This is a genomic window from Bacillus sp. ISL-18 (assembly GCF_018613415.1).
GTDB lineage: Bacteria > Bacillota > Bacilli > Bacillales > Cytobacillaceae > Neobacillus.
In genome coordinates, this window is the sequence record NZ_JAGGQG010000002.1 from 38386 (window position 1) to 64077 (window position 25692).

22 protein-coding genes are annotated in these 25692 nt (G+C 38.1%); 13 read left to right on the forward strand and 9 right to left on the reverse strand.

The annotated features are described in order from the left end of the window. Positions 1–98 precede the first annotated feature (98 nt). The 4 genes from J7E81_RS00370 to J7E81_RS00385 all read right to left on the reverse strand — a co-directional run bounded on the left by J7E81_RS00370 (position 99) and on the right by J7E81_RS00385 (position 5282). Positions 99–383, reverse strand: a complete 285-nt coding sequence (locus J7E81_RS00370) for a hypothetical protein (protein WP_215039953.1) — start codon at positions 381–383, stop codon at positions 99–101. 11 nt (positions 384–394) lie between these two features. Continuing rightward, the gene (locus tag J7E81_RS00375) at positions 395–1675 is read right to left on the reverse strand and encodes an ArsB/NhaD family transporter (RefSeq protein WP_215039955.1); all 1281 of its coding nucleotides are present in this window, start codon (positions 1673–1675) and stop codon (positions 395–397) included. Positions 1676–1868: 193 nt separating this feature from the next. After that, the gene (locus J7E81_RS00380; protein ID WP_215039957.1) at positions 1869–2972 is read right to left on the reverse strand and encodes a metallophosphoesterase; all 1104 of its coding nucleotides are present in this window, start codon (positions 2970–2972) and stop codon (positions 1869–1871) included. Positions 2973–3119: 147 nt separating this feature from the next. Further along, complete coding sequence (locus tag J7E81_RS00385; RefSeq protein ID WP_215039959.1) at positions 3120–5282, reverse strand: MMPL family transporter; 2163 nt, start codon at positions 5280–5282, stop codon at positions 3120–3122. Between the two features lie 222 nt (positions 5283–5504). On the opposite strand from J7E81_RS00385, the gene J7E81_RS00390 reads away from it, so the two are divergent. The 8 genes from J7E81_RS00390 (at position 5505) to J7E81_RS00425 (ending at position 15865) form a co-directional block, all read left to right on the forward strand. Next, a complete protein-coding gene (locus tag J7E81_RS00390) occupies positions 5505–6443 on the forward strand; it encodes a DNA-binding transcriptional repressor DeoR (RefSeq protein ID WP_215039961.1) in 939 nt (312 codons plus the stop codon). A gap of 121 nt (positions 6444–6564) precedes the next feature. Then, positions 6565–7239, forward strand: a complete 675-nt coding sequence (gene deoC / locus J7E81_RS00395; RefSeq protein WP_215039963.1) for a deoxyribose-phosphate aldolase — start codon at positions 6565–6567, stop codon at positions 7237–7239. A 15-nt stretch (positions 7240–7254) separates the two neighbouring features. Beyond that, positions 7255–7425 (forward strand): XapX domain-containing protein, encoded by a 171-nt coding sequence (locus tag J7E81_RS00400; protein ID WP_215039966.1) that lies wholly within the window; start codon positions 7255–7257, stop codon positions 7423–7425. A gap of 122 nt (positions 7426–7547) precedes the next feature. After that, complete coding sequence (proC, locus tag J7E81_RS00405; RefSeq protein ID WP_215039968.1) at positions 7548–8351, forward strand: pyrroline-5-carboxylate reductase; 804 nt, start codon at positions 7548–7550, stop codon at positions 8349–8351. A gap of 208 nt (positions 8352–8559) precedes the next feature. After that, entirely contained in the window at positions 8560–10179 is a 1620-nt protein-coding gene (locus J7E81_RS00410; RefSeq protein WP_215039970.1) for a response regulator, read from the forward strand. Position 10180: 1 nt separating this feature from the next. Continuing rightward, on the forward strand, positions 10181–11221 hold the full coding sequence (locus tag J7E81_RS00415; protein WP_215039972.1) for a HEAT repeat domain-containing protein: 1041 nt from the start codon (positions 10181–10183) through the stop codon (positions 11219–11221). A gap of 61 nt (positions 11222–11282) precedes the next feature. Beyond that, on the forward strand, positions 11283–12635 hold the full coding sequence (locus J7E81_RS00420) for a glycosyltransferase family 2 protein (RefSeq protein ID WP_215039975.1): 1353 nt from the start codon (positions 11283–11285) through the stop codon (positions 12633–12635). Continuing rightward, positions 12632–15865 (forward strand): hypothetical protein, encoded by a 3234-nt coding sequence (locus J7E81_RS00425; protein ID WP_215039977.1) that lies wholly within the window; start codon positions 12632–12634, stop codon positions 15863–15865. Before J7E81_RS00420 ends, J7E81_RS00425 begins: the two co-directional genes overlap by 4 nt. 47 nt (positions 15866–15912) lie before the next feature. Here J7E81_RS00425 and J7E81_RS00430 read toward each other — a convergent pair whose 3' ends face one another. The 3 genes from J7E81_RS00430 to J7E81_RS00440 form a co-directional block, all read right to left on the reverse strand. Next, positions 15913–16488: a YitT family protein gene (locus J7E81_RS00430; RefSeq protein WP_215039979.1), complete on the reverse strand. Its 576-nt coding sequence runs from the start codon at positions 16486–16488 to the stop codon at positions 15913–15915. Positions 16489–16604: 116 nt separating this feature from the next. Beyond that, a complete protein-coding gene (locus J7E81_RS00435) occupies positions 16605–17606 on the reverse strand; it encodes an inorganic phosphate transporter (protein ID WP_215039981.1) in 1002 nt (333 codons plus the stop codon). 11 nt (positions 17607–17617) lie between these two features. Then, a complete protein-coding gene (locus tag J7E81_RS00440; RefSeq protein WP_215039983.1) occupies positions 17618–18232 on the reverse strand; it encodes a DUF47 domain-containing protein in 615 nt (204 codons plus the stop codon). A 373-nt stretch (positions 18233–18605) separates the two neighbouring features. On the opposite strand from J7E81_RS00440, the gene J7E81_RS00445 reads away from it, so the two are divergent. After that, entirely contained in the window at positions 18606–18860 is a 255-nt protein-coding gene (locus J7E81_RS00445; RefSeq protein ID WP_215039985.1) for a GlsB/YeaQ/YmgE family stress response membrane protein, read from the forward strand. Positions 18861–18908: 48 nt separating this feature from the next. Here the strand turns inward: J7E81_RS00445 and J7E81_RS00450 are convergent, their stop codons facing one another. Then, entirely contained in the window at positions 18909–19832 is a 924-nt protein-coding gene (locus tag J7E81_RS00450) for an RluA family pseudouridine synthase (protein ID WP_215039986.1), read from the reverse strand. A gap of 468 nt (positions 19833–20300) precedes the next feature. Here J7E81_RS00450 and J7E81_RS00455 point away from each other — a divergent pair, with 468 nt between their 5' ends. Together J7E81_RS00455 and J7E81_RS00460 are read left to right on the forward strand one after the other, a co-directional pair. Further along, a complete protein-coding gene (locus J7E81_RS00455) occupies positions 20301–20687 on the forward strand; it encodes a YhcU family protein (RefSeq protein ID WP_215039987.1) in 387 nt (128 codons plus the stop codon). 200 nt (positions 20688–20887) lie between these two features. After that, positions 20888–22630 (forward strand): phospho-sugar mutase, encoded by a 1743-nt coding sequence (locus J7E81_RS00460; RefSeq protein WP_215039990.1) that lies wholly within the window; start codon positions 20888–20890, stop codon positions 22628–22630. A gap of 126 nt (positions 22631–22756) precedes the next feature. Here J7E81_RS00460 and J7E81_RS00465 read toward each other — a convergent pair whose 3' ends face one another. Further along, positions 22757–23011 (reverse strand): YhdB family protein, encoded by a 255-nt coding sequence (locus J7E81_RS00465; protein ID WP_215039991.1) that lies wholly within the window; start codon positions 23009–23011, stop codon positions 22757–22759. Positions 23012–23160: 149 nt separating this feature from the next. Between J7E81_RS00465 and J7E81_RS00470 the strand changes: the two genes are divergently transcribed. Beyond that, positions 23161–24144 carry a M14 family zinc carboxypeptidase gene (locus J7E81_RS00470; RefSeq protein WP_215039992.1) on the forward strand — a complete coding sequence of 328 codons (984 nt, stop codon included), beginning with the start codon at positions 23161–23163 and terminating at the stop codon, positions 24142–24144. Between the two features lie 129 nt (positions 24145–24273). Then, positions 24274–25689: a SpoVR family protein gene (locus J7E81_RS00475; RefSeq protein WP_215039993.1), complete on the forward strand. Its 1416-nt coding sequence runs from the start codon at positions 24274–24276 to the stop codon at positions 25687–25689. Positions 25690–25692: the final 3 nt, after the last annotated feature.

Sequence of the window (25692 nt, forward strand, 5' to 3'; positions counted from 1 at the left end):
CCTGCCCCGTACTCCCGCAGGAGTCTTCGCGCCTTCCGCTCCAATCAACAGAGTGTGCAAAAATTATTCCATCAACCACCTTTTGGGTCAGCCTTTATTTAAGTCCATTTTATCTCTTTTAATAGTTGCTGCCTAAATAACTGAATGATAAATTCATTGTAAAAGTCATTCCTCACAATCACTTGATAGTTGTTATTCGGATGAATGTAATAATGAATATCTGTTAATACCCTATTATCATCAAAATACTGCCGTACTTTCATAAGGTTTTTCTTTAACTCAGAATTCAATAAGGTAATGAAAAATTCAATATCGTTACCGTTCGTTGTTTCTTTTAGTTCGATATGCTTTTTGTCATACGTGTACTCGACTCTCATTCCCAATCCCAATCCCCCTATAGTAAGTATCTTAAATAGATGTAGATGGTACAAATTACAATTGAAAGAATCATTAACGGAAAAGCGATTAATAGGAACTTCCCAAAGGTAATCTGATGACCTTCCTTTGCAGCCAGACCAGCTACAATCACGTTGGCACTTGCGCCGATCAATGTACCATTCCCCCCAAGACAGGCTCCAAGAGACAGGCTCCACCAGAGTGGTTCCAAATTGTGAATCCCCAGTTCACCCATATCCTTGATCATCGGAATCATCGTGGCGACAAAGGGAATGTTATCGATAAAGGCAGAGGCAATCGCACTAACCCAGAGAATTAAGATCGATGTAGAGGTAACATCCCCGCCGGTCAAATGAACGGAGTAATTGGCTAATAAAGAGATGACTCCTGTTTCAATCAAGCCCGAAACAAGTACAAACAACCCTATAAAGAAGAGTATGGTTGTCCACTCCACCTTTGAAAAAGACTTATCCAAATATTCTTCTCCTGTTAATAAAAGTAAGAGAAAGGCCCCTGCTAGGGCCACAGTTGCTGATTCAATATGCAGCAGTTGATGCAGGAAAAATCCTATAATTGTTAAGAAAAGGGCTGTTAATGACTTAATTAATAGTTTTTTATCGGTGATTTCTTCTTTTTCATCAAGGTCCATTAAACTAGCCTTCAATTCAGTTGAAGTACGAAGCTGCTTCCGATAGAGGAAGGCTAAAATACAGATATTGACAAATAAAATGAAAAAAGATATGGCAGCAAGATTGTTAATAAAAGCGATGAACGTTAGTTCCTTTACAGCACTTCCCAGCATGATATTTGGCGGATCACCAATTAAGGTAGAAGTTCCGCCGATATTAGAGGCGATAACCTCCGTAATTAAAAACGGTATGGGATTGACACGTAATTGTCTTGTGATACTAAATGTCACAGGTACCATTAGTAGAACCGTGGTGACATTATCTAAAAAAGCGGAGCCTAATGCTGTAATCACTCCTAGGGCGATTAATATCCTCAATGGATCGCCTTTCACCTTTTTAGCTGACCAAATGGCGATAAATTTGAATAACCCTGTCTCAGTTGTAATGGCAACAATAATCATCATCCCCGTCAACAACCCGAGTGTATTAAAATCAATGTGATGTAAGGCCGTTTCTTGACCAACAATCCCTAAAAGGACCATCATGATTCCACCAGCCATTGCGATAATGGTGCGGTGAATCTTCTCGGTGACGATAAAAGCGTAGGTAATTAAAAATACACCTATTGCCATGATTGCTTGGATTGACATGTATGAACCACTTCCCCCTCTATAGTTTTACATCATTGAAAAATGCAAAAAAGGAGCCTGTATTGACAGACTCCACCACAAAATCAATATATGTATTATATGTTTTATTGTAATAAACTATCCACGGGATGTAAAGGGAATATATTCGCTTAGGAATCAGTCAGCCTTGTTTCTTTCAAAATCTCAGTTGTTTTTATAATCCCAACTTCTTAATAAAATCAACAGTCTCCTCATGTTCCTCTTTGACTAGTTTATACAATCCTATATCAGTTTTGACGAGGGACTTTCCATTTTCATCTGCAATGGGCTTTGTGTATGATTTTTGTGCAACTATCTGCCATTTCCCTGATCGATTGCTTAATTCAAGATCAATGATACCAAGGCGGCTCCCAAAGGCTGCAGCCATCACGACGGGTTTTCCGTTGATTTCTCCTGTCTCCAAATTAGTATTTGGCAGCGCTTGATAGACAGGACCAGGAAAGACGCTGTGTGAATGCCCTGCCAGAACGACATCGATTTCCGGAATTTGCGTTAAATAATAAACGGCATTTTCGGTATCGGCATGATAGGGTTCACTGCTAATCCCTGTGTGGGCAAGGGCGATAATTAAATCAGCTCCCTCTGCCTTAAGAATCGGTACAAACTCCTTAGCCGTTTCAACCATGGGTTTCGCAAACACTTTTCCTTCGAGATTGGCTTTGTCCCACTTCATAATATGCGTAGGCATTAAAGCAATAAGGCCAATTTTTAGCTCGTGTGACTTGCCGCTTTGATCCACTACTTTTCTATTTAGTATCGTATAGGGTTTAAAGTATGGTTGGTTTGTCTTTACTGAGAACACATTTGTATTAAGGACAGGCATCCTTGCCCCTTTTAATGCAGTCTTTAAAAAGCTTAATCCGTAATTAAATTCATGATTTCCAATTGCGATTGCATCATATTTTAAATAATTAAATGCCCGGTAGACGGGATGTATTTTTCCTTTATGCATTCCTCTGATTCTGGCCAGATATTCGCCGAGTGGATTGCCTTTTAAATGATCTCCATCATCGAACAACAATGTGTTTTTACTTTCCTTCCGAGCCAGACGGATGAGTGTCGCTGTCTTAACCAATCCAATTCGATTGTCCATTTTTGTTTGATAGTAATCATAATTTAGCAAATCTGCATGTAAATCAGTGGTTTCTAATATCCGCAAATTCACCAATGCCTGACTCTCTGGTCTCGGCTCGGCTGCAAGAGTATTAGATGTAAAAGTAAAAAATAATATGAATAAAGATATCATTCTTTTTTTCAATATGATTACCTCCTACATATCATGGTGTAGAGTAATCTTAGTATGGTGTTTTTTTGTCAATTTATCCTCGCACAGTGCTTCCATGCATGAAATAGTAAGAAGTGGCTGTGCTGGGAACAGGAGCCCGTCAACTAGTTAGGCTGGACTTTAACTTCGATTCCGCTGTCGTTTAAAGTGAGTGCCAAAAAACCACCAATTCCAGTCACCGAACAGTCTCATTAAAGCGGGGACTAGCACCATTCTGACAATTGTTGCATCAATAAAAATGGCCATCGCAATCCCCACGCCAAGCTGCTTTACCGGCATAACCCCTGTAAAAGCAAACGCCCCGGTTACGACAATCATGATCGCAGCAGCGGAGGTAATGATTTTACTAGTGAGGGTTAACCCGGAAATGGTGGCTAAGGTATTGTCACCAGTTTGATCGTAAAATTCCTGTATCCTGGAGATAAGGAAGACCTCATAATCCATAGAAAGTCCAAAGACAAGGGTGAAAACAAATACTGGTAAAATTAATGCAATATCTACAGGTTTTATTCCAAAATGTCCCTGCTGAAAGATCCAAACAACCATTCCGAAAGTACAGCCGAGGCTCAACACATTCATTAAGATAGCCTTAAATGGAATGAGTATGGAACGAAAAGCAGCCATTAGAATCACAAGAGTTGATAGGAAAATTAATAAAAGCCCATATGGTGCCTTTTTATAAATCTCTGCAAAAATTTCTTGTTCAAATTTGATGGGACCGCCAAAAAAGGCTTGGACACCAAGCTTTTTTTGTGACCAATCTTTTACCCAATCCCTCGCTTTTGGAGAATGCTCCCCGGTATTTAAATAAACCTCCACTAGCATTTTATCGTTTCTGATAAAGTAGTTCCTTAATCGCGCAAGCCGTGCTGGATCGCCCTTCTGAAGAAACTGATATAGCTGCTCATCATCCCTTATTCCTGATGCAGTAAAAGGAGAATTAACCATATTAACCAGCTTATCCTTCTCAAGTGTATGAATGATTGTACCTATTTTCTTGAAATTATTACTCTCCGTAACCGGACCATTTGTTTTTAGAACAATGGTTACTTTTTTGTCATCTTGTTTCTCTTTTGCAATAAATTGCTTTTGAAATGTTTCCAGTGCCAACCGAGAAGGGTAATTGGCCGGCAGAGAATCCGTACCGGGAATGGCCAAAACCATTTGTCTTACTGGTACTAGACCAGCTAAAAGAATGGCGAGTGCAAGGACGGCCATTATAATCGGATGATTCATCACCAGCTTGGCAAATCTGTGCCAAATGCTATTCTCCTGTTTTATCATCCCAATAATACTTAATTTGTTAATACGCTGTCCTAAAAGTGAAAGTAATGCCGGAAGAAAGGTTAAAGCGGAAAGAACAGAAATTAGGACGACCAGCATTCCCCCAAGTGCAACATTTTGAAAAATGTCAATTTTAATAAACCAAAGTCCAGAAAGCCCAATAAATACACAAAGTCCCGAAAAGATAATCGAACGTCCAGCTGTTCTAACAGTCACCGCAACTGATTCTTGAATGGAATTGATTTGCAATTCCTCCTTATAGCGGTTAATGAACAATAAAGCAAAATCAATACTTAGGGCAAGACCTATCATGGGAACAATATTTAGAATAAAGATCGTTAGATCAACACGATAACTAAAAAGATAAACAGTTCCCATCGTGATTAAGATGGAAACCACTCCAATCACAATGGGAAGGGCTGCCGCAACAAGACCCCCGAAAGCAAGGATAAGCACTACTAATGCAATTGGCAGACCAATCATCTCTGCTTTTGCTAAATCCTCCTGGCTGGCGACATTTAAGTCTTGGACAATAATGGGTTCTCCAGTCATGGTGACCCTTAAGCCAGGCTGGTCCTTTAGAATCCTTTTTAATTTCGTGATTTCTGTTCCAAGACTTTCTGCTTCTTTGTCAAAGGTTAGCAATCCATATGCATAATTGCTTTTAATCATCCCTTTTCGATCGAACGGAGAGGTAATATCTCTGGCGGAGTCGAAATTATTAAGTCTATTAAATGTATCTTGAATAAATTGATGAAATTCCTCAGCACTGATGGTTTTTCCTCTTTCAAAAACAAGGATAATCGAGGATTTGGGTTGCCCAAACTCTTCTTCCAGTAGTTTCTTTGATTGATTATATTCTCCATTGAATTGGAAGCCATTTCCTCTTAAAACACTAGGCAATTTCTGGGCAAAAAGGCCGAATAAAATTATGGCTGCTAACCAACATAGCAATACCCATTTTCGATTTCTATAGATAAATCCCCCTAATTTTTCCAAAATCTTGGCCTCCTTTACGAAACGATTTCCTTAGGTGTAAGATAAGACACTATCCGCGCACTTTTTGCTTTCCGTAAATTTTTCCCTAATTCTAGTTGAACATTCACGTGAAAACTATAATGAAAAAATGTTCAAATCAACTGATGCAAATGTAAAAGAAGATGTGAAATTGGATCAGTTATTGGTACAATAAAGAAAATCGATAGTGTATAGGTGATACTTTTGGAGCAAGATAAATTAAACAAAGTGATTGAAGCAGCAAAGTTATATTATTTACTGGATTATAACCAAAATGAGATTGCAAAGATATTGGGGGTTTCCCGCCCGACAGTATCGCGATTGCTACAGCAGGCAAAGAGCGAAGGCATTGTCCAAATTACCATAATGGACCCAACAGAAAATGTTGAAAGTTTAGCTGCTCAACTAGAAAAAAAGTTCCATCTAAAAAAGGCGATTGTCGCCTCTATACCACAATATGAAGACCATATTATCAAAAATTACCTAGGTGAAAAGGCCGCAGCTTATTTGGATAGCATCGTTAAAGAAGACGACATTATTGGGGTTACATGGGGAACAACGCTTTATCATATTGCGATTGAGCTAAAACAAAAGTTTGTAAAGAACGTCAAGGTAGTCCAATTAAAAGGCGGAGTGAGTCATGCGGAAACCAATACGTACGCCTCGGAAATTCTATATCTTTTCGGTAAGGCCTACAATACGACTCCTTTGAATCTTCCCTTACCTGCCATCGTGGATCATGTAGTTGTAAAGCAGGCAATGGAGGCAGACCGGCATATCCGCAGAATTTTGGAATTGGGAAAACAGGCTAACATCGCCATATTTACAATAGGTTCAATTAAGACAGATTCATTATTATTTCAATTAGGATATTTTATAGACAGTGATTTGGACTCACTATATGGCAAGGCAGTTGGTGATATTTGTTCACGATTCTTCGATAAAAATGGCCAAATTTGCAATGAAAGTTTGAATGAAAGAACCCTGGGTGTGAACCTTGATGTGCTTAGCCAGAAAGAATATTCTATTGTTGTAGCTGGAGGGCCTAACAAAATAGAGGGAATCTATGGCGCCTTAACAGGAAAATATGCAAATGTTTTAATTACCGATCAATTTACTGCAAGATTCCTGCTTGATAAATAGGATAAACACTTTTACATTTGTTCATATTATTGTTTACAAATGTTCACTCTCTTTGTTATAGTTAGGTTGTCGTAAAAAAGAATGTAGTCCGAATAACTTAAATAATTAGGGGGAAATTAAAATGACTCAAAATATTGTTAAAATAATTGATCATACATTATTAAAAGCGGATGCAACGCGCGAAGAAATCATTAAAATTATTGATGAGGCAAAAGAGTATTTATTTGCATCTGTTTGTATTAATCCAACATGGGTTAAAACCGCAGCTGAACTGCTTGCTGATACTCCAGAGGTTAAAGTATGTACGGTAATCGGATTTCCATTAGGAGCATCAACCTCGGATACAAAAGCATTTGAAACCAAAAATGCTATCGAGAATGGTGCGGATGAGGTGGATATGGTTATTAACATAGCTGCACTTAAAGACCAACAAGACGAAGTAGTCGAACAAGATATTCGTGCTGTCGTTGAGGCGGCAAAAGGTAAGGCACTAGTGAAGGTAATTATTGAAACATGCTTACTAACCAATGAAGAAAAGGTCAGAGCTTGTGAGCTTGCTGTAAAAGCAGGGGCTGATTTTGTAAAAACTTCAACAGGATTTTCTACAGGTGGTGCAACCGTCGAAGATATCCGTTTAATGCGTCAAACTGTAGGACCTGATATAGGTGTAAAGGCCTCCGGAGGAGTTAGAAGCCGTGAAGATGCCTTAGCGATGGTAGAGGCAGGGGCTACCCGCATTGGCGCAAGTTCTGGTGTTTCGATTGCAAAAGGGGAACTTTCTAATAACAACTATTAATGTGAGGGTAATAGGATGAAAGAAGTCGTAATGGCCTTAATTGCTGGTCTGGTTGTAGGAATGTTATTTAGGTTCTTAAAATTACCGTTACCGGCTCCACCTGTATTTTCAGCTGTTGTGGGTGTTTTCGGTGTTTATTTTGGCGGCGTAGTTCTAGATTGGATTTTAAAGGTCATTCGGCATTAATAGGTAGGGAAAAGAATTTTTTCTTAATCGGTGAGAAGCTATTTCTATGGAATATCTTCTCTTTTTTATTTATTTAAAGTAGTGAAATGGAATTAATTTTTCAATCGTTAGGAATGAAGCGCATGATAAAAAAGATTGGGTTCATCGGGGCCGGAAAAATGGCCCAAGCAATGATTGGTGGAATCTTACAAGCAAATGGAGTTAGTAAGGAGCATATAATGGCCAGTGCTTCTACTGAAAGAACGATACAGGCTATTTCTGAAAAGTATAGGATTCTCGTATCGTTGAACAACAAAGATGTGGCAAGGTTTGCTGACATCCTTATTCTAGCAGTGAAACCTGACCAGCATGCAGGGATTATTGAGGAAATTAAAAGTGAAATAAAACAAAGCACCATTATCGTTACGATTGCAGCGGGTATTACCTTAGCGGATATCGAACAGTTATTTGGTTTAGCAGTTAAGACCGTACGGACCATGCCTAATACTCCTTCGTTGGTAGGTGAGGGCATGACCGCACTCTGTGCAAATAGTTATGTTAAGGAGGAAGAGCTAGCAGCGGTTGAGCAATTGCTGCAATGCTTTGGTCAAACTGAGCGCATGGATGAGAAATTAATGGATGCAATACCGTCTATCAGTGGGTCGTCACCGGCCTATGTTTATATGTTAATAGAAGCAATGGCCGATGGCGGAGTACGTCAAGGCATCCCTAGAGATCAAGCCTACCGCCTGGCTGCACAGGCTGTACTGGGAGCCGCTAAAATGGTTCTGGAAACTGGCCTGCACCCTGGAGAGTTAAAAGATCAAGTTTGTACACCTGGCGGCACAACCATAGAGGCAGTGGCAACCCTTGAAAGAGAACAGTTCCGGGGTTCAATCATAGCCGCCATGGAGAGCTGTACAAGTAAGGTGAAAAATTTAGGCTAAAATTAGTTTGGGATTCCATAAAGGGATCCTTCTTTTTTTAGCTTGTATATGAATTTTGTACACTTCTGAAAATTTTCGCCTTTTTTCGACTTTTTTCATGGTATTTCTGATCAATTCATAATACACTCAAGATAATCACAAACTTATCACATATGGTATGTTACGATCGTCATTATTTTCTCATAGAAACTTGGGGTGCAGGTAGTTAATGGACTTAAATAAATATAAAAATTTGCTTATTCAGAAGGTAAAAAATCAACTATCAATGTGGTTTGATAGTAACGAAGTAATCAAACATTCAGAAGTTTATCGATTTCTGCATTCCCTTCATGGAAGTGCAGGCACATTACAATTAGTGGGTCTTCATCAGCTTTCTGGATTTTTACTGAACCAGATCAAGGCAGAAGATGAAAGGGTATGGGGTAAAGGAGAACTACAAAAGTTTTTAGAAGAAATCATTAGCCTGACAGATAAATACGAATCATACTCTGAAAAGGGGTCGATAATCCCCAACGAGCGCCGATATGAGGAAAGATTACCGCTTATTCAAATCATTGATGATGATATTTCCATGCTTATTCTCCTTAAAGATACCCTCGAGGAAAAGGGGTGGATGGTTGCTGCCAATACCGATTCTAAAAAGGCGATTTCACAATATTACGATTTAAATCCTGACTGTGTAATCATTGATATTAACTTACCTGGAATTAATGGTATTGAACTGTTAAAGGAAATTGGGCAGCATACACATCAACATTTTGTTCCCACAATCATGATTAGTCTAATGAATGACCGCGAAACAAGAATAAGAGCTTACGAACTAGGTGCTGATGATTTCATTGAAAAACCAATTGATTTAGAAGAATTGACTGTTCGAATATCCCGTCATATAAAGAGAAAAAAGTTATTAAATCAACTTGTACTAGTAGACGAGCTTACACAGTTATATAATCGAAAGTTTTTATTCGACGTGTATAATCGCTGCCTTAGGGATATTAAACGAACTAAACAACCTTTCAGTATAGCCATCTTAGACCTTGATCATTTCAAACAAATTAATGATTCCTTTGGGCACGTCAATAGAGACAAAATCCTTGCAGCTTTTGCCTCTTTTTTAAAAGAACATACAAGAAGCTCTGATACCGTTTTTAGATATGGCGGTGAGGAGTTCATCATTATCTTTGAGAATGCCCATCAAATTGAAGTGGCTGAGATTGTTTCAAGATTACTTACCAAATTTTCAACCATCCCTTTCCCTTTAAGGGAGGAGACACATTATGTTACTTTTTCAGCCGGTATTTATACGATCCATCATTCTGATGTTTCGATGGAAACAGCTATCTTGGCTGCAGATCAAGCCTTATATTCAGCAAAAGCAAACGGCAGGGCACGGGTGGAGAGTGCCAATGAGTCCATAATGGATGTCCCAAAAAGGAAATTATTTGTTTCCATTATTGATGACGACCCAATTATTCGAACAATGTTAATGAGAATTCTAAATGTCATGGATTTTTCTAATTTTGAATTAAACTTGGCGGAATATGGAGATGGAGTACAGTTTTTTCATTCAAATCGAATAGAAGAAAAAGGAGAACATTTTTTAATAATAGATGGTGTGATGCCGGTAATGGATGGGATTGAAGTTCTTCAAAAGGTACAAAAAATAAAATATAGCCACAATATTCATGTCCTTATGCTGACTGGAAGGAAAAATGAAGCTGATATCGAAAAGGCTTTAGCACTTGGTGCAGATGATTATGTAACAAAGCCCTTTAGCATTAAGGAACTGCAGGCGCGAATACAAAGGTTAATTAAAAGGATGAAATAAATTGTTTACAAACGAGTTACTGTTCCTTTCCATTCTAACTCTCTCCTTACTAGTGCTGCTTGTCATTTTACTGGGATATTTAACGATTAGAAAAACGGTTGAGATTCGAAAGAGAAAAAAAGTTGAACGATACCGTGAGGTCTACAATCCCCTTATTTCTTCTAACTTAATAGAAGGTGTGATCTCAAGGAAACTCACACCTGAATCGATTCTTCAGCAAAAGGCTATCGAACAACTGCTGAGCAGGTATACGAAGGTAATTGAGGGAGCAGAGGAAAAAGCCCGTTTAGCGAAACTAGCTTCGATGTATCTATCGAATTATTATCAAAAACAGCTCCAGAGCCACAAGTGGAGCACAAGAATGAATACCCTTTATCATATTGAAGATTTTAATATGGTAGACCTCACTGACGATGTCCTCAGGTTATTAAATAGGAAACGGCTTTCACAACAAGAAATTATTTATATCTTAAGAATTCTGGCTTTATTCCAATGTAATCAGCTATTCGATTTGTTAACTACAAAATATCAAGACCTAACCGAATTTGATTACCGCCATATACTGATTCCTTTAGAGCAAAAGAAATTTGACCAGTATGTGCTTCATTTTCACCATGCAGGCATGCCGCTTCAAAAAGCAATTATTGATGTGATTGCAAGTAAACGTGAGGTCTCCTATAACCATTTCCTTGAAAAAATCTTTTCAAGCTATTCCGGTGAAATAAGGTTAAGGGCTTTAAAAGCTTTGGCCGAAATTGGTTATGTAAAAGATAGTGCCCCATACTTAGAACTTCTCTATTCAGATAAATGGAAAGAAAGACTAGTAGCAGCCAAATTAATCGGATCACTAAAAGAAGGAAAAGCTATACCGCGATTGATTGAGTTGCTGCATGATCGTACTTGGTGGGTTCGCTCACAAGCTGGGGAGGCCATCAGCCAATTTACTCAGGGAAAAGCCATCTTACAAACTGTATTAGAAACATCAACCGATCCATTTGCAAAAGATATGGCCTGGGAATGGCTGCATAAAGGGGGAGAATAAGCTGGCATTTATACTATGGGGAGATATTGTTACGTCTTTTGCTTGGTTTATTGCATTTTATATGGTAATTGTCATTGTTTTTTATACCGCGATTCTCATAATATCATTTTTTCAGTTACGAAAGGAATATCAGCTTGATCGGATTCAGGCCTATGAAGATTATTTAGATGAAATTTATACCAAACCGGTTTCGATCATCGTTCCTGCCTATAATGAGGAGGCCGGAATTATTCAAAGCGTCCGTTCACTTTTAAGTATAAACTACCCAACCTATGAAGTAATTGTCGTAAACGATGGCTCTAAAGACAGCACCTTGCAGAAAATGATCGATTTTTATGATATGAAGGAAATACAAAAAGTGGTTAGAATCCAGGTGAATGCTAAACCAATTAAAAGGATATATCAATCATCGATACTTTCTAACCTTTTTCTGATTGACAAGGAAAATGGAGGAAAAGCGGATGCCCTTAATGTCGGTCTAAACTTCTCTCATTATCCTTATTTCTGTTCTTTGGATGGTGATTCTGTTTTAGAGGAAGATGCTTTTTTAAAGGTAATGAAGCCAATTGTGGACTCGAATGAGGAGGTAATTGCTTCTGGCGGCAGTGTGAGGATTGCCAATGGATGTGAAATTCAGAATGGTCATATTCAAAATATTGGCCTATCAGATAAGCCCTTGGTGGTTATGCAAATAATTGAATATTTACGAGCATTTTTAATGGGGAGGATAGGTTTAAGCAGACACAATCTTCTCCTTATTATTTCTGGTGCATTTGGTGTTTTTTCAAAACATTGGGTCATTGAAGCAGGCGGCTATCGAACCGATACCGTAGGTGAAGATATGGAACTTGTTGTACGAATGCACCGCCTCTTAAAAGAAAAGGGACTTAAAAAGAAAATCGTATATGTACCGGATCCTGTTTGTTGGACAGAAGTACCGGAGGACATAACATTTTTGCGGAGGCAGCGGAGACGCTGGCATAGGGGGCTTTTTGAAAGTTTATGGACCCATCGTAAATTAACCTTTAATCCTAAGTACGGGTCCATCGGATTACTTGCATTTCCTTACTTTTGGATTGTAGAATTTTTTGGTCCGATTATTGAACTATCAGGGTATATTTTTATGATTTTATGTTTGCTCCTTGGAGGAACCTACATCGAATTTTCAATTTTATTATTTTTACTTTCTTGTTTGTATGGGTCCATTTTTTCGATGGCTGCTGTTCTTTTAGAGGAGTGGAGCTTAACCAAATATCCAAAAGTTACAGATATCTTCAAGCTTTTTTTCTATTCGTTAACAGAAACCATCTGGTACCGGCCAATGACTGTTTTTTGGCGTTGTGAAGGGGTTTGGCAAATCATAAAAGGAGAGACAAGCTGGGGAGAAATGAAAAGAAAAGGTGTATCAAAATGAAAAAGTCAATCTACTTATTTTTCTATGCTATAATTTTTCTAGCATTAGTAACAAGTCCATTTTGGCTATGGAAACTTCAGCCGGAGAAGAATTTGAATGTACTAATTATGGATAAAACAGTACCAAATTCATCTTATCGGGAGCATAAGGGATTGGTTTGGATCTTAAACAATGCTAAGTATTTTAAAAATGGTCAACCTTATTCTGCAGAAAAGGATTATAAGGGATTTGAGCCAAAAGGTAATCAAGACTATTCGATTGTCCCACTTCCCAAAGATATAACTAAATATGATGTTTTTTATCTTACAGATCAATACGGTGTCTATAAGAAGGAGTTTTATGGACAGAATTCCAGTGGAAAAAGGTCAGCAAAAATTTATGGCGGTCTAACACAAAGTGAAGTTAATCAATTGAAGAAGGCACTTATTCAATCAAAACCTAAAACATTAATAGCAGAATTTAATACCTTTGCCAGTCCAACCTCAGATCCTGCAAAAGAGGGAATATCAAACCTATTGAATGTAGAGTGGTCGGGATGGATTGGCAGATATTTTTCAGATTTGAATAACGAAGAGGTACCTGAATGGGTAAAACAGAATTATCAAAAGCAGCATGAAAAATGGACTTTCAGTGGAGAAGGTTTTGTCTTTGTTAGTAAAAGTAATTATGTGGTAGTCATAGGAAAAGAAGATGTTAACGATCACGGACTCAAATTTACATTAACAAATAAAGGTCAACAACACTTTTCGGAAAAGATAAATGGAACCTATCAGTATTGGTTTGATATTATTCAAGCCAAAAATAATAATGAGATCTTAGCTAATTATCAGCTGCCTGTTTCAAAAAAGGCGAGTGAAAAGTTAGCGGGATTTGGAATACCGAACAAGTTTCCTGCGGTCATTTATCATCAGAATGCTAGATACTCCTCCTATTATTTTTCTGGTGACTATGCTGATGAAGCAGATGTACCAGGCATTTACCAGACAAAAGGTTTGGATAAGTGGAAAAAGACATTCGGATCAAACCATTCTTTTTATTGGTCAGCTTATGTCCCTATGATGAATGATATCCTGAAAAAAGGGATAAAAAAGGTAGAGCAGCAAGAGAAAGTGGAATTAGTCGACAAAAATGGGATTCAGACCAATAGTCAAACAAATGATTCCTATATTCAAATCCAAAAGAATGGAACGTGGCAGAACTTTTTAATTAAAGGAGTGAATATGGGGATTGGCAAACCAGGCTACTTCCCTGGGGAAACAGCTATTACAAAAGAAGAATATTTCCGATGGTTTCAAGAAATCGGAGCAATGAATGCTAATGCCATCAGGGTTTATACCCTTCACCCTCCCCAGTTTTATGAAGCTTTTTATGATTATAATCAAATTGCTAAAAAGCCTTTATTCTTATTTCATGGAACGTGGGTAAATGAAGAAAATTTAATCAAAACCCAAGATGCATTCGCCAAAGTAAATGTGGATGATGCGAAATTAGAAATAAAAAATATGGTGGACATTATTCATGGAAATGCTACTCTTGCCAAACGGCCAGGTCATGCATCGGGTGTGTATAAACATGATATTTCAAAGTTTGTAATTGGCACCATTATTGGAACTGAATGGGACCCTGCAATGGTTCAAAATACAAATAAAAAGCATTCCGGTTTGAGCCAATTTAAAGGAAATTATTTTGAAACAGATCAGGCCAGTCCTTTTGAAATTTGGCTCGCTGAGTTGATGGATTATGCAGCAAGTTATGAGGCAGCCCAATACAAGTGGCAGCATTCGATGAGCTTTACGAATTGGGTCACTACGGATTTGCTCAAGCATCCATCTGAACCATTGGAAAATGAGGATATGGTGTCGGTAGACCCCAATCATATTAAAGCATCAAAAACCTTTACAGCTGGCTTATTTGCTTCCTATCATATCTATCCTTACTATCCGGATTTTCTCAATTATGAGAAGAAATATCTAAACTATACCGATGCTAGTGGGAAGAAAAATAATTATTCAGGATATCTAAATGAGCTGCGCTCTGCCCATCATATGCCAGTCTTAGTAGCAGAATTTGGCGTACCTTCTTCAAGAGGCTTAACGCATAAAAATCCTTACGGGATGAATCAGGGATTTCATTCTGAGAAGGAACAAGGACAAATTGATCAGCATTTGTTTCAATCTATTGTTGCAGAGAAGTACGCGGGCGGACTTGTGTTTACTTGGCAGGATGAATGGTTTAAGCGGACTTGGAACACAATGGACTTCGATGACCCGGACCGCCGCCCGTATTGGAATAACCAGCAAACAAATGAACAGCATTTTGGCTTGCTTGGATTTGAACCAGGTAAGAAGGAAACAGCCATAATTGTCGATGGTGCGGCAGAAGATTGGGACATAGCTGCTGCAAAAGCAGCCTATCAATCTGACAATAAGCAGGGTTTGAAGGAAGTACGGTTCACCTCTGATAGTGGCTATTTGTACTTCTTACTAAAATATAATCAACCCGTCGATTTTAAAAACGAAGGTACCTATCTATTACTCGACACAATTGGGAACCAAGGCCAAACAACCATTCCTATTAACCAGCAAGTAAAGATTAATGCAGATTACGGAATTGACTTTCTTATTAAGCTGCAGGGTCCAAATAACTCGAGAATATTGGTTGATAGTTACTATGACACGTTCTATTACCAGTATGGAAAACTCTTGCGAATGATTTCAGAAGAGCCATATGCCTCTCAAAAGAATAATGGCCTATTTAATCCAATCCGCTTGGCACTAAATAAGCAACAAACAATTCCTTCTACCAAGGTGGTCCTTCCATTTCAGGATTATGAAACAGGGGTATTACAATATGGCAGCGCTAATCCAGCCAGTAAGAATTTCAATTCCTTAACTGACATAAGTATGAGCAGCGATAAAAAGATAATTGAAGGAAGGATTCCATGGCAGCTTTTAAATGTGAAAGACCCCAGCTTGAAAGAAATAATGGGAGATGTGTGGAAACAAGGATTGTCAGTCAGTGAAGAGGCCAGTGGAATCAGGGCTGCAATTGTAACAACAGCGAAAGGCGGTTTAGAACAAGCGATTCCAAAAACGGTGAATGGGCAGCTTCAGCAAAAGGGTTCACTTGTATACAACTGGAATTCATGGGATCAACCTCCATTCTATGAACGCTTGAAGACCTCATATGAAATCATGAAAAAAACATTTGGATCTGTTGAGGCCAAATAACTAATTAACCGAAATAGTAAAGCCACCTGCAAAAGCTGCTGGTGGCTTTAATGTGTAAGTGGCTTTGTGGAAACCGTAACGGTTGTCATTAAGCCTACGCAAATAATGGTAAGTAGAGAATAAAAGAACTTTTCCAGTCCAACAACTTGAATTCCGCTTGTAATGATTAAACCATCAATTAAAAATATAATGATCCCAATATTAATCGATGTAAATTTGGTAAGTAACTGGGCAAGTAAGTCTGTTCCACCCGTACTTGTTTCATAGCGGAGCATGAGGCCAATCCCAATGCCAACAAGTACGCCGCCGATTATGGTGCTTGGCAAAATTCCTATTTGTATTTTGCCGTTGATAAAGGAAAATACATCAATGCAAAAGGAAGAAATAATTAAACCATGCAGGCTATAGAAAAAATATCGTCTCTCGAAAAACCAAGCTAAGATATATAAGGGAAGGCTCAAAAATATGATACTTAGACCTGTGGGCAAACCGTAAAAATAATGAATAATTAGTCCCAAGCCTATAACACCGCCATCTAGTAGATGGTAAGGAATAAGAAACCCATTAATTCCTAGACTTACTAGCAATGAACCAATCAGCATGGCGAATATTTTTTCTTTCAATACTATTCCCACCTCAATACTTGTCCTTATACATAAAAATATGAGAAGAAATGACATTTAGAAGTGCAGCAATGAAAGAAATAAAAAAACCAGAGAAAAGTCTCTGGTTAAAGTAATTAAAAGAATAAATTCAGAATATAAAAAACGATGGCAGCAATAATGGCTGTAATTGGCAGGGTAATAACCCAAGTAATCAACATCCGTTTCGCCGTATCCCATTTTACGCCTTTAAGACGGTGAGAAGCACCTACTCCGAGAATACCAGAAGAAATTACATGCGTAGTACTTACTGGTAGATGAATATAGGTAGCACCGAAGATAATAGCTGCTCCGGTAATATCAGCAGCAACACCATTAATTGGACGTATTTTCATAATTTTTCCGCCGACCGTTTTGATGATCTTCCAGCCGCCAATCGAGGTGCCTAGACCCATTGCAACAGCACAGGAAAGTTGTACCCAAAAAGGGATTCCTGCATCAGGGGAAAGATACTTACTGGATACAAGTGCCAAGGTGATGATCCCCATTGATTTTTGCGCATCATTTGTTCCGTGTGAATAAGATTGTAAAGCAGCTGTTGCGATTTGAATATAACGGAATCTTTTGTTTGTTTTTGCTAAATTTAAATTCTTAAACGCTACTTTAAAAATACTATAGAGAATATATCCCACAACAAAGGCAAGAATTGGTGATAATATCAGTGCTTCAATGATTTTGATAAAACCAGTGTAGTTCAAAGAATTAAATCCTTCTGCTGCAATTGCAGCCCCAGCAATTGATCCAATGATAGCGTGAGAAGAACTGCTAGGAATTCCGTAATACCAAGTCAGTAAGTTCCAAAAGATTGCCGAAATTAGTGCAGCCAAAATAACAACGGATCCATTATGTAAGGTAAACGGATCAACAATATCCTTTGAAACGGTTTTGGCTACGCCCGTAAAAGTTAAGGCACCAACTAAATTCATCACTGCAGCCAATAAAATGGCTTGACGAGGTTTTAAAGCTTTTGTTGAAACGGAAGTGGCGATTGCATTTGCTGTATCATGAAAACCATTAATAAAATCAAATGCAAGAGCACCAATGACAATTAAGATTGTTAAAATTAATACAAGACTCATCTTTTTGCTCCTTAGGCATTTTTCATAATAATGGATTCTAGCGTATTAGCTACAGTCTGACAGTAGTCAGCAATATCCTCAAGATCTTCGTAAATCTCCTTATATTGAATAATGCGGATAGGGTCTTTCTCGACAGCAAATAAATGCTTGATGGATTGTCTTAAAATATTATCGCATTTTGATTCATAATCCTTAATTTTAATGGCATGTTCTCTAATTTGAGCTAACTTTTTGTTGGATAGTAATTCAACAGCCTTCTGAATTTCGTGAACACTGCCTTGAATAGCGTCGACAAACTTTAACATAAATTCATCAGCATCGGTAATGGAATACATTTCGAATAGGGCAGCACATGCTTCAAGACCATCTAATACATCGTCCATGCTCATTGCGAGCTGGAGAATGTCCTCTCGTTCGATAGGAGTTATAAATGCATCGTTTAATTCTTTAATAACTTCATGAACGAAGGTATCACCTTTGGATTCATACTCTTTCATTTTCTCAGAGAAGATTTTTAAATCACTGATATTTTTTAGTTTATATTCAGTGAAAAAATCAACACTTTCATCAAGATTCGTTGAGATATTACTTAGTAATGCTGAGAATTTATCTACTTTTTTAGCCATTGAATATACCTCCAATATTTACAACAATAATATGTTTACTAGCGCACCCAAATTATTTTATCTAAAATTTGTCGAAAAGAGAAAGAATTTACGTTAAATTTACAAAAACTTAACATTAGAATTTTCTGAATACTATACGTTAACTTTAAAGTTCCTTTATTTCAATTTCTTTTTGCCTAGTATTTTTCATTTATGTCATGTTCATGTATATTTTAGGCAAAGTTCAATTAATTATTTTTAAATGATTATAAATAAAAAATTAGGGTACTTTATAGGTACAGGCAGTAAACAATGGATTTTTCAATAGCAGTTCAGCTGTCTGAGTAGAAATACAAAAAAGTGAAATGAAGAATACTAAAAAGGAGTGTTCTAAATGAGTTTCATTTGGTCATTAATTGTTGGTGGAATAATCGGCTGGTTAGCCGGATTAATTGTCGGGAGAAATATTCCGGGAGGCATTATTGGTAATATCATCGCAGGTTTTATTGGTGCATGGTTAGGAACAGCCGTATTAGGTAACTGGGGTCCAAATGTAGCAGACTTTGCGATTATCCCGGCCATTATTGGTGCAGCAGTATTAGTACTACTTTTAAGCTTTATCATGCGTGCCTTTAGGAAAGCTGATTAACAATAAGAGGGCAAAGAAAAGGATGTCTCCCAATAGAGACATCCTTTTTCACATTTTATAGACATCCATGCTGTTAAAAATTTCAGGTAAATCTGTAAAGGGGGCATAGCAAAGAATTGTTTCCTTCGTAAATGGATGGGAAAATTCGAGCTTTGCGGCATGGAGAGCCTGCCGATTCGTGAGCAGTTGTCCTCCGTATAAAATATCTCCAATTAAAGGATGACCATAATGACTGAAATGAACTCTGATTTGGTGAGTCCTCCCCGTTTCCAGCCAGCATTTAATGTAAGTTAACTCTTTTTGCTTATTATATTCTAAGACTTGATAGTGAGTAACGGCATCTTGTCCAGTAGGTGACACCCTGCGTCTAGTTGCATGATGACGGTCCCGCCCAATCGGCAGATTCAGGGTACCCTTCCGCTGCTTTAACAGGCCATGAACAGCTGCGATATAGGTTCTTTTGATAGAACGTTTCTCAAGCATTTGATCTAAAATGGCACCTGCTAAAGCATGTTTGGCAAAAAGAATGGCCCCCGATGTATCACGGTCCAGTCGATGAACTTGCCGAACATTTGCTGATTCTCCTTTTGATAAGAGGTAAAAGGCAGCGGCATTCATCAGGGTATCGGTTTCCTTATAAGGGTCATTTGGATGTGTATTCATAAAGGGGGGTTTATTGATAATTAAAACATGTTCGTCTTCAAATAATATATTTATCTCATGGTATGAAGGGATTACTTGAGAAGCTTCTTCTTCAAATAGATGAAGCTGTATTTTTGCTCCTGAAGGCAGTGGAGTGTTCCAATTACCCCGATTACCTTCGAGTAAGACTTTATTCTCGCTCCGGAATTGATGGGTTAATTTTTTGGGAGCCTGCCAGACCTCTCGGAACAGGTCAGTAATCGTAATCCCTGCCCATTCACTTGGTATAATGATTTGCAGCCATTCACCAGTACGTTTAGTTATAATCATATTGTCTCCTTTGATAAATTATCCAGCTCCAGCACTAATCAAGGCGCCTCCGCTTTTGTTCAAGACTAAGTCAAAAAACTACTTTGAAAATTGGCCAGCTCCAGCGCCCTAGCGGCTAGTGTCCTTCGCGCTCCGCCCTACGATAAGTCAACATCGAATCGCTATCGCTCTTCGTGTTGTCTAGCTCCGGCGCCTAGGGGCTCGGGGTCATAAGCCAATCCGTCAAGAAGGCTAAAAAGCAGCCTTCTCGCCGGCTCGTCTTATGCCTGTCGCCCCTGAACAAGGCGCCTCCGCTTTTCGACTTTCCTTTATCTCAGTTGGAACGCTCCAGGCCATACCCCGCTGACCAGGGCGCTTTCGCTTTTCTTTCTGTGGTGATAATTACCACCGAAAATCCACCTCAAATTATGTTATTCTTATGATATATATTACGACAGAAATAAGCGATGGCAAAGGTGGGTTAAATAAGTGAAAATAGTTTTTGCCTCGACACCAAGTCAAGAAGAAGAGATTAATGAACTGGTGAGGTACGTTTACTCCAATATTTTTCCTCAGTTTTTTAATGACGAAGAAATTAGTCAATTTGAGGAATTAAAGATCCTCGACACGTCTTTGGATTTTAATACATTAAAAGATGCATTTCAAGTGATGACATGCATTCAGACAATCATCTCCATTCTAGAATCATCACCTTTAGATGAGCAATACGAAATGGTGTTCAACAAAAATGCTGCTACCCTAAATGAATTTGGACTGTTTTTTCCCTTTGATTTTGAACAGTTTATGGAAGGTAAAAGTCTAAAGAATTCGATTCTAAGTATTTATACTAAAGCAGATAATGAACTAATTATATAAGCAGTTATGCCCTTAGCCTGTGATTTTTTACAGGCTTTTTTTAAATTACTCCCTTATTGTCATATTTTTGAGGTATTATAATATGAGTAGCTTCCCACGTACCCTGCAAAAAATGTCGGTTTTTATCCTGTCATTTTTAGAGGAAAAACAGAGTTAAACTTCGAATTATTGGATGTACATAAATAGGAGGGATCACATCTATGGAATGGAAAACAATTGCGAAAAGTTGGCTGGAATTTGAAGGGTTAGACAATGAATTAAAAAATGAATTAGAAGCTTTAAAGGGAAATGAAAAACAGCTAGAAGAAATATTTTATAAGAATCTTGAGTTTGGTACAGGTGGAATGCGCGGGGAAATTGGAGCAGGGACTAATCGCATGAACCTTTATACAGTCCGTAAAGCTTCCGCAGGATTGGCAGCTTACATAGAAGAGCATGGTGAAGAAGCGAAAAAGCGCGGCGTTGTAATTGCTTATGATTCACGCCATAAATCACCCGAGTTTGCATTGGAGGCTGCTAAGACGCTTGCCTCTAGAGGAATCCAAACATATGTATTTGACGAGTTACGTCCTACACCAGAATTATCGTTTGCCTTAAGAACGTTAAATGCTTTTTCAGGTATTGTGGTTACAGCGAGCCATAATCCCCCGGAATATAACGGTTATAAAGTTTACGGCTCAGACGGCGGTCAGCTGCCACCTGAAGCGGCCGATATTGTCATTACAAAGGTAAATGAAATTGAAAATGAATTACTCATCCAAGTCAGCAGTGAGGAAGAATTAAGTCAGGCTGGTTTGATCAAAACTATTGGTTCTGAAATTGACCAAGCCTATATTGAAAAATTAAAAACCATATCAGAGAATCCAACTCTTGCTGAAGAGACGGATATTAAAATCGTATTTACTCCATTACATGGGACGGCCAATAAATTAGTCCGAGCTGGCCTTGCGGCATTAGGTTATAAAAATGTTTCGGTTGTTAAAGAACAAGAACTTCCTGATCCTGAATTTTCAACAGTAAAAAGCCCAAATCCCGAAGAGCATGCTGCCTTTGAATTAGCGATTCGTGATGGAAAGAAGGTCGGAGCTGATATTTTAATAGCAACTGACCCTGATGCCGACCGTCTTGGGATTGCTGTTCTAAATAATGAGGGAGAATATATTGTCTTAACCGGTAATCAAACAGGTGCATTATTAGTAGATTATCTTCTTTCTCAGAAACAAGCGAAAAGAACATTGCCGGAAAATGGTGTGGTTTTAAAGACCATTGTCACATCCGAATTAGGACGGAGAATTGCTTCTGCATTCCATTTAGAAACAGTGGATGTTTTAACAGGATTTAAATTTATTGCAGAAAAGATCAAGGAATATGAGACAACAGGAGAGCATTCGTTCCTATTTGGCTATGAAGAGTCGTACGGTTACCTCATTGGCGACTTTGCACGTGATAAGGATGCAGTTCAGGCTGCCCTGCTTGCTACCGAGGTCTGTGCTTATTATAAAAAGCAAGGATTAACCCTATATGAAGGAATGCTGCGTGTTTTTGAAAAATATGGTTTCTATCAAGAGGGACTTCGTTCTTTAACATTAAAAGGAAAAGAAGGGGCAGAAATGATTCAACGCCTGTTAGCTTCATTCCGTAATGAACCATTAACAAACTTAGGTACAGTTAAGACTCTTGCGAGCGAAGACTATTTGACAAGTATCCGGGCAACGAAAGATGGCGAAGAAACGATTTTATTACCTAAATCCAATGTATTGAAATATATTTTTGAAGATGGATCTTGGGTATGTCTACGTCCTTCAGGAACAGAGCCTAAAGTTAAATTTTATTTTGGTGTGAATAGTTCCAGCCTTGAAGAAAGCAAACAAAAGCTTCAAACGATTGAGAAGGACTTTATGGCATTAGTAGATAAGAAAGTAAAAATGGTACAAACTATTTAAGCCCCTAAAAAAGGACTTAATCATATTAAAGAACGGCCTCCATCATTGGAAGCCGTGTTTTTTTGGTGGAATTCTTTTTTCCCGGTAGAAAAAATTTTCTCAACAATTTGGTATCCACTCTAGTTTTCAGGAAAGACTATACATCGGTAAGCCATTTTCATCAGGATCCAGTGATTCATTAGCATGGTCAATGTAACGAAGAAGATTATATAATTTTGTTTCAATCACAGTGTAGTCACGTTCAAAATTATAAGCGTGCAGGAATTGTTCAATCTTTTTCGATAAAAATTGGTCTTTGGTCCGAACCATTAAGATAAGCAAATTGTCCCATTCAGATCTGTGCGTATAATATAACGCTCGGTCGTAATCCATCTTATTCATTTATATTTGCCTCCTCCTTATTAGGAGTTGACTTTATTTTATGACATTCCTCAAATAACTTTCACAGAAAATGTTGGACACCTAATGTTTACGCTGTTTTCAACATTTACCAGTATAAAATAGTTTTCTAATGAAGAGTGGTGCTTTAATTGGTTAGAATTATTTCTGTCCTTTTCGTTCTATTTACCCTACCGTTAGCTTCAGCAAATGCAAAAATTGTACAAGTGGATAAACCATACACATATAAACGTCTGCTGCAGGATTTAGAAAAAATGAATGATAAATATCGCGGACAAATCGAAATAAAATCAATTGGAACAACCCATTTTGGAAAAGAAATTTGGGGAGTAAAACTGGGAAGTGGAAAAACTAATATCGTTTTAATTGGTGCTCATCATGGACGAGAATGGCTGACAAGCGCCCTATTGATGAACATGCTTGAGAATTATGCCGATGCCTATCAGAACGGTAAGAGAATGAGCTTTAGGTCAACAGATATCCTTAATCAAGTTTCGATTTGGTTTATCCCTATGCTAAATCCTGATGGAGTTTCCATTCAACAAACTAACTTCGAGTCATTTCCCGCTAATCATCAAAAACAATTGTTACTAATGAATGAAGGATCAAAAAATTTCAAACGATGGAAAGCGAATGGGGTGGGCGTGGATTTAAACAGACAATATCCCGCAGGCTGGAAACAGCTTAATCATCAACCCTCAAACCCCAGCTATGCATTTTATAAAGGTAAACGTCCTTTAGAAGCTAAGGAAGTGATCGCTTTAACCGAATTTATTAAGGAGATAAAGCCCTCGATTGCAGTTGCGTATCATACGGCAGGAAGGGAGATTTTTTGGAATTATAAAAATGGGAAATATCTGGACCGTGATTATAAGATTGCAAAGAGGATCTCTAGACTAACCAACTATAAACTATCTAAACCTGACACCGAGGCAATCGGCGGGGGATTTACAGATTGGTTTATTACAACTTATCACAAACCAGCACTGACCATAGAAATCAGTTACTTAGTTGGGGATACAAGTCCACCCTTGTCCGTTTTTAAAAAGGAATGGAAAAGGAATAAATATGTCGGTTTGCTTCTTGCAAGGGAAGCAAAAAAGATGGACCGATAAGCTTATACGGTTAAAATTGGAGTAAAATCACAAAAAACCATAAGGCTTGCAATTGTTTTTTGGCCATCTCCCTCATCAATCCCGCCTTTTCTTCATACATTGTGTTAAGAGGAAAAGGGGGAGTGAGGAATGAACATAGAAGATCGGAAGAAGCTTGAAAGAGCCATAAGTGAAATTACTGAAATTGCCACTGGTTTTGGACTGGATTTTTATCCAATGCGTTATGAAATTTGTCCAGCTGAAATTATTTATACATTTGGTGCTTATGGTATGCCAACACGATTTTCTCATTGGAGCTTTGGAAAGCAATTTCACAAAATGAAACTGCACTATGACTTAGGGCTAAGTAAAATTTATGAGCTCGTTATAAACTCAAACCCTTGTTATGCATTCTTGCTTGATTCAAACACCCTGATACAAAATAAGTTAATTGTTGCACACGTGTTGGCTCACTGTGATTTCTTTAAAAATAATGTCCGTTTTCAAAATACCAAGCGGGATATGGTGGAAAGCATGGCGGCTACTGCTGAACGAATCCATAAATATGAGATTCAATATGGGAAAAAGGAAGTCGAAACCTTTTTAGATGCCATCCTGGCGATTGATGAACATATTGATCCTTCGCTTATGCGGCCAAAGCTTTCTTGGTCCATTGGCGATGATGAGGAGGACGAAGAATTAGATCCCATTGCTGTAACGCCTTACGATGATCTCTGGAAACTGGACGAAAAAGATCAAAAGGTAAACCATCAACCGAAGAAAAAGAAATTCCCGCCACGGCCTGAAAAGGATCTTTTGTTATTTATTGAAACTTACTCTAGAGAGTTGGAAGATTGGCAGAGGGATATCTTAACGATGATGCGTGAGGAAATGCTTTACTTCTGGCCGCAGCTTGAAACGAAAATCATGAATGAAGGCTGGGCTTCCTTTTGGCATCAACGAATCTTAAGGGAACTGGACTTAACTAGTGGTGAAGCAATTGAATTTGCCAAGTTGAATGCTGGGGTTGTCCAACCATCAAAAACGGGAATAAACCCTTATTATCTGGGTATTAAAATTTTTGAGGATATCGAAGAGCGATATAATAATCCAACAGAGGAAATGAAACGAAGAGGAGTTCAACCCGGATCAGGCAGGGAAAAAATGTTTGAAGTTCGTGAAGTGGAATCAGATATTTCCTTCCTGCGTAATTACTTAAATAAGGACCTTGTTATGAGAGAAGATATGTATCTTTTCCAAAAGCAAGGGAGGGATTACAAAGTCGTTGATAAAGAGTGGGAGCATATTCGAGATCAACTAGTAAATATGCGGGTTAACGGAGGATTTCCATATATTACTGTTAATGATGGCGACTTCTTGAAAAATGGTGAACTATACTTAAAGCACTGGTATGAAGGTGTCGAATTAGATGTGAAATACCTTGAAAAAGTACTTCCCTACATTCACCAGCTTTGGGGCAGACCGGTTCATATAGAAACCATGATTGAAGAAAGAAAAATGCTGTTTTCCTATGATGGAAAGGGTGTTCATCGGAAGTATTTATAAAGC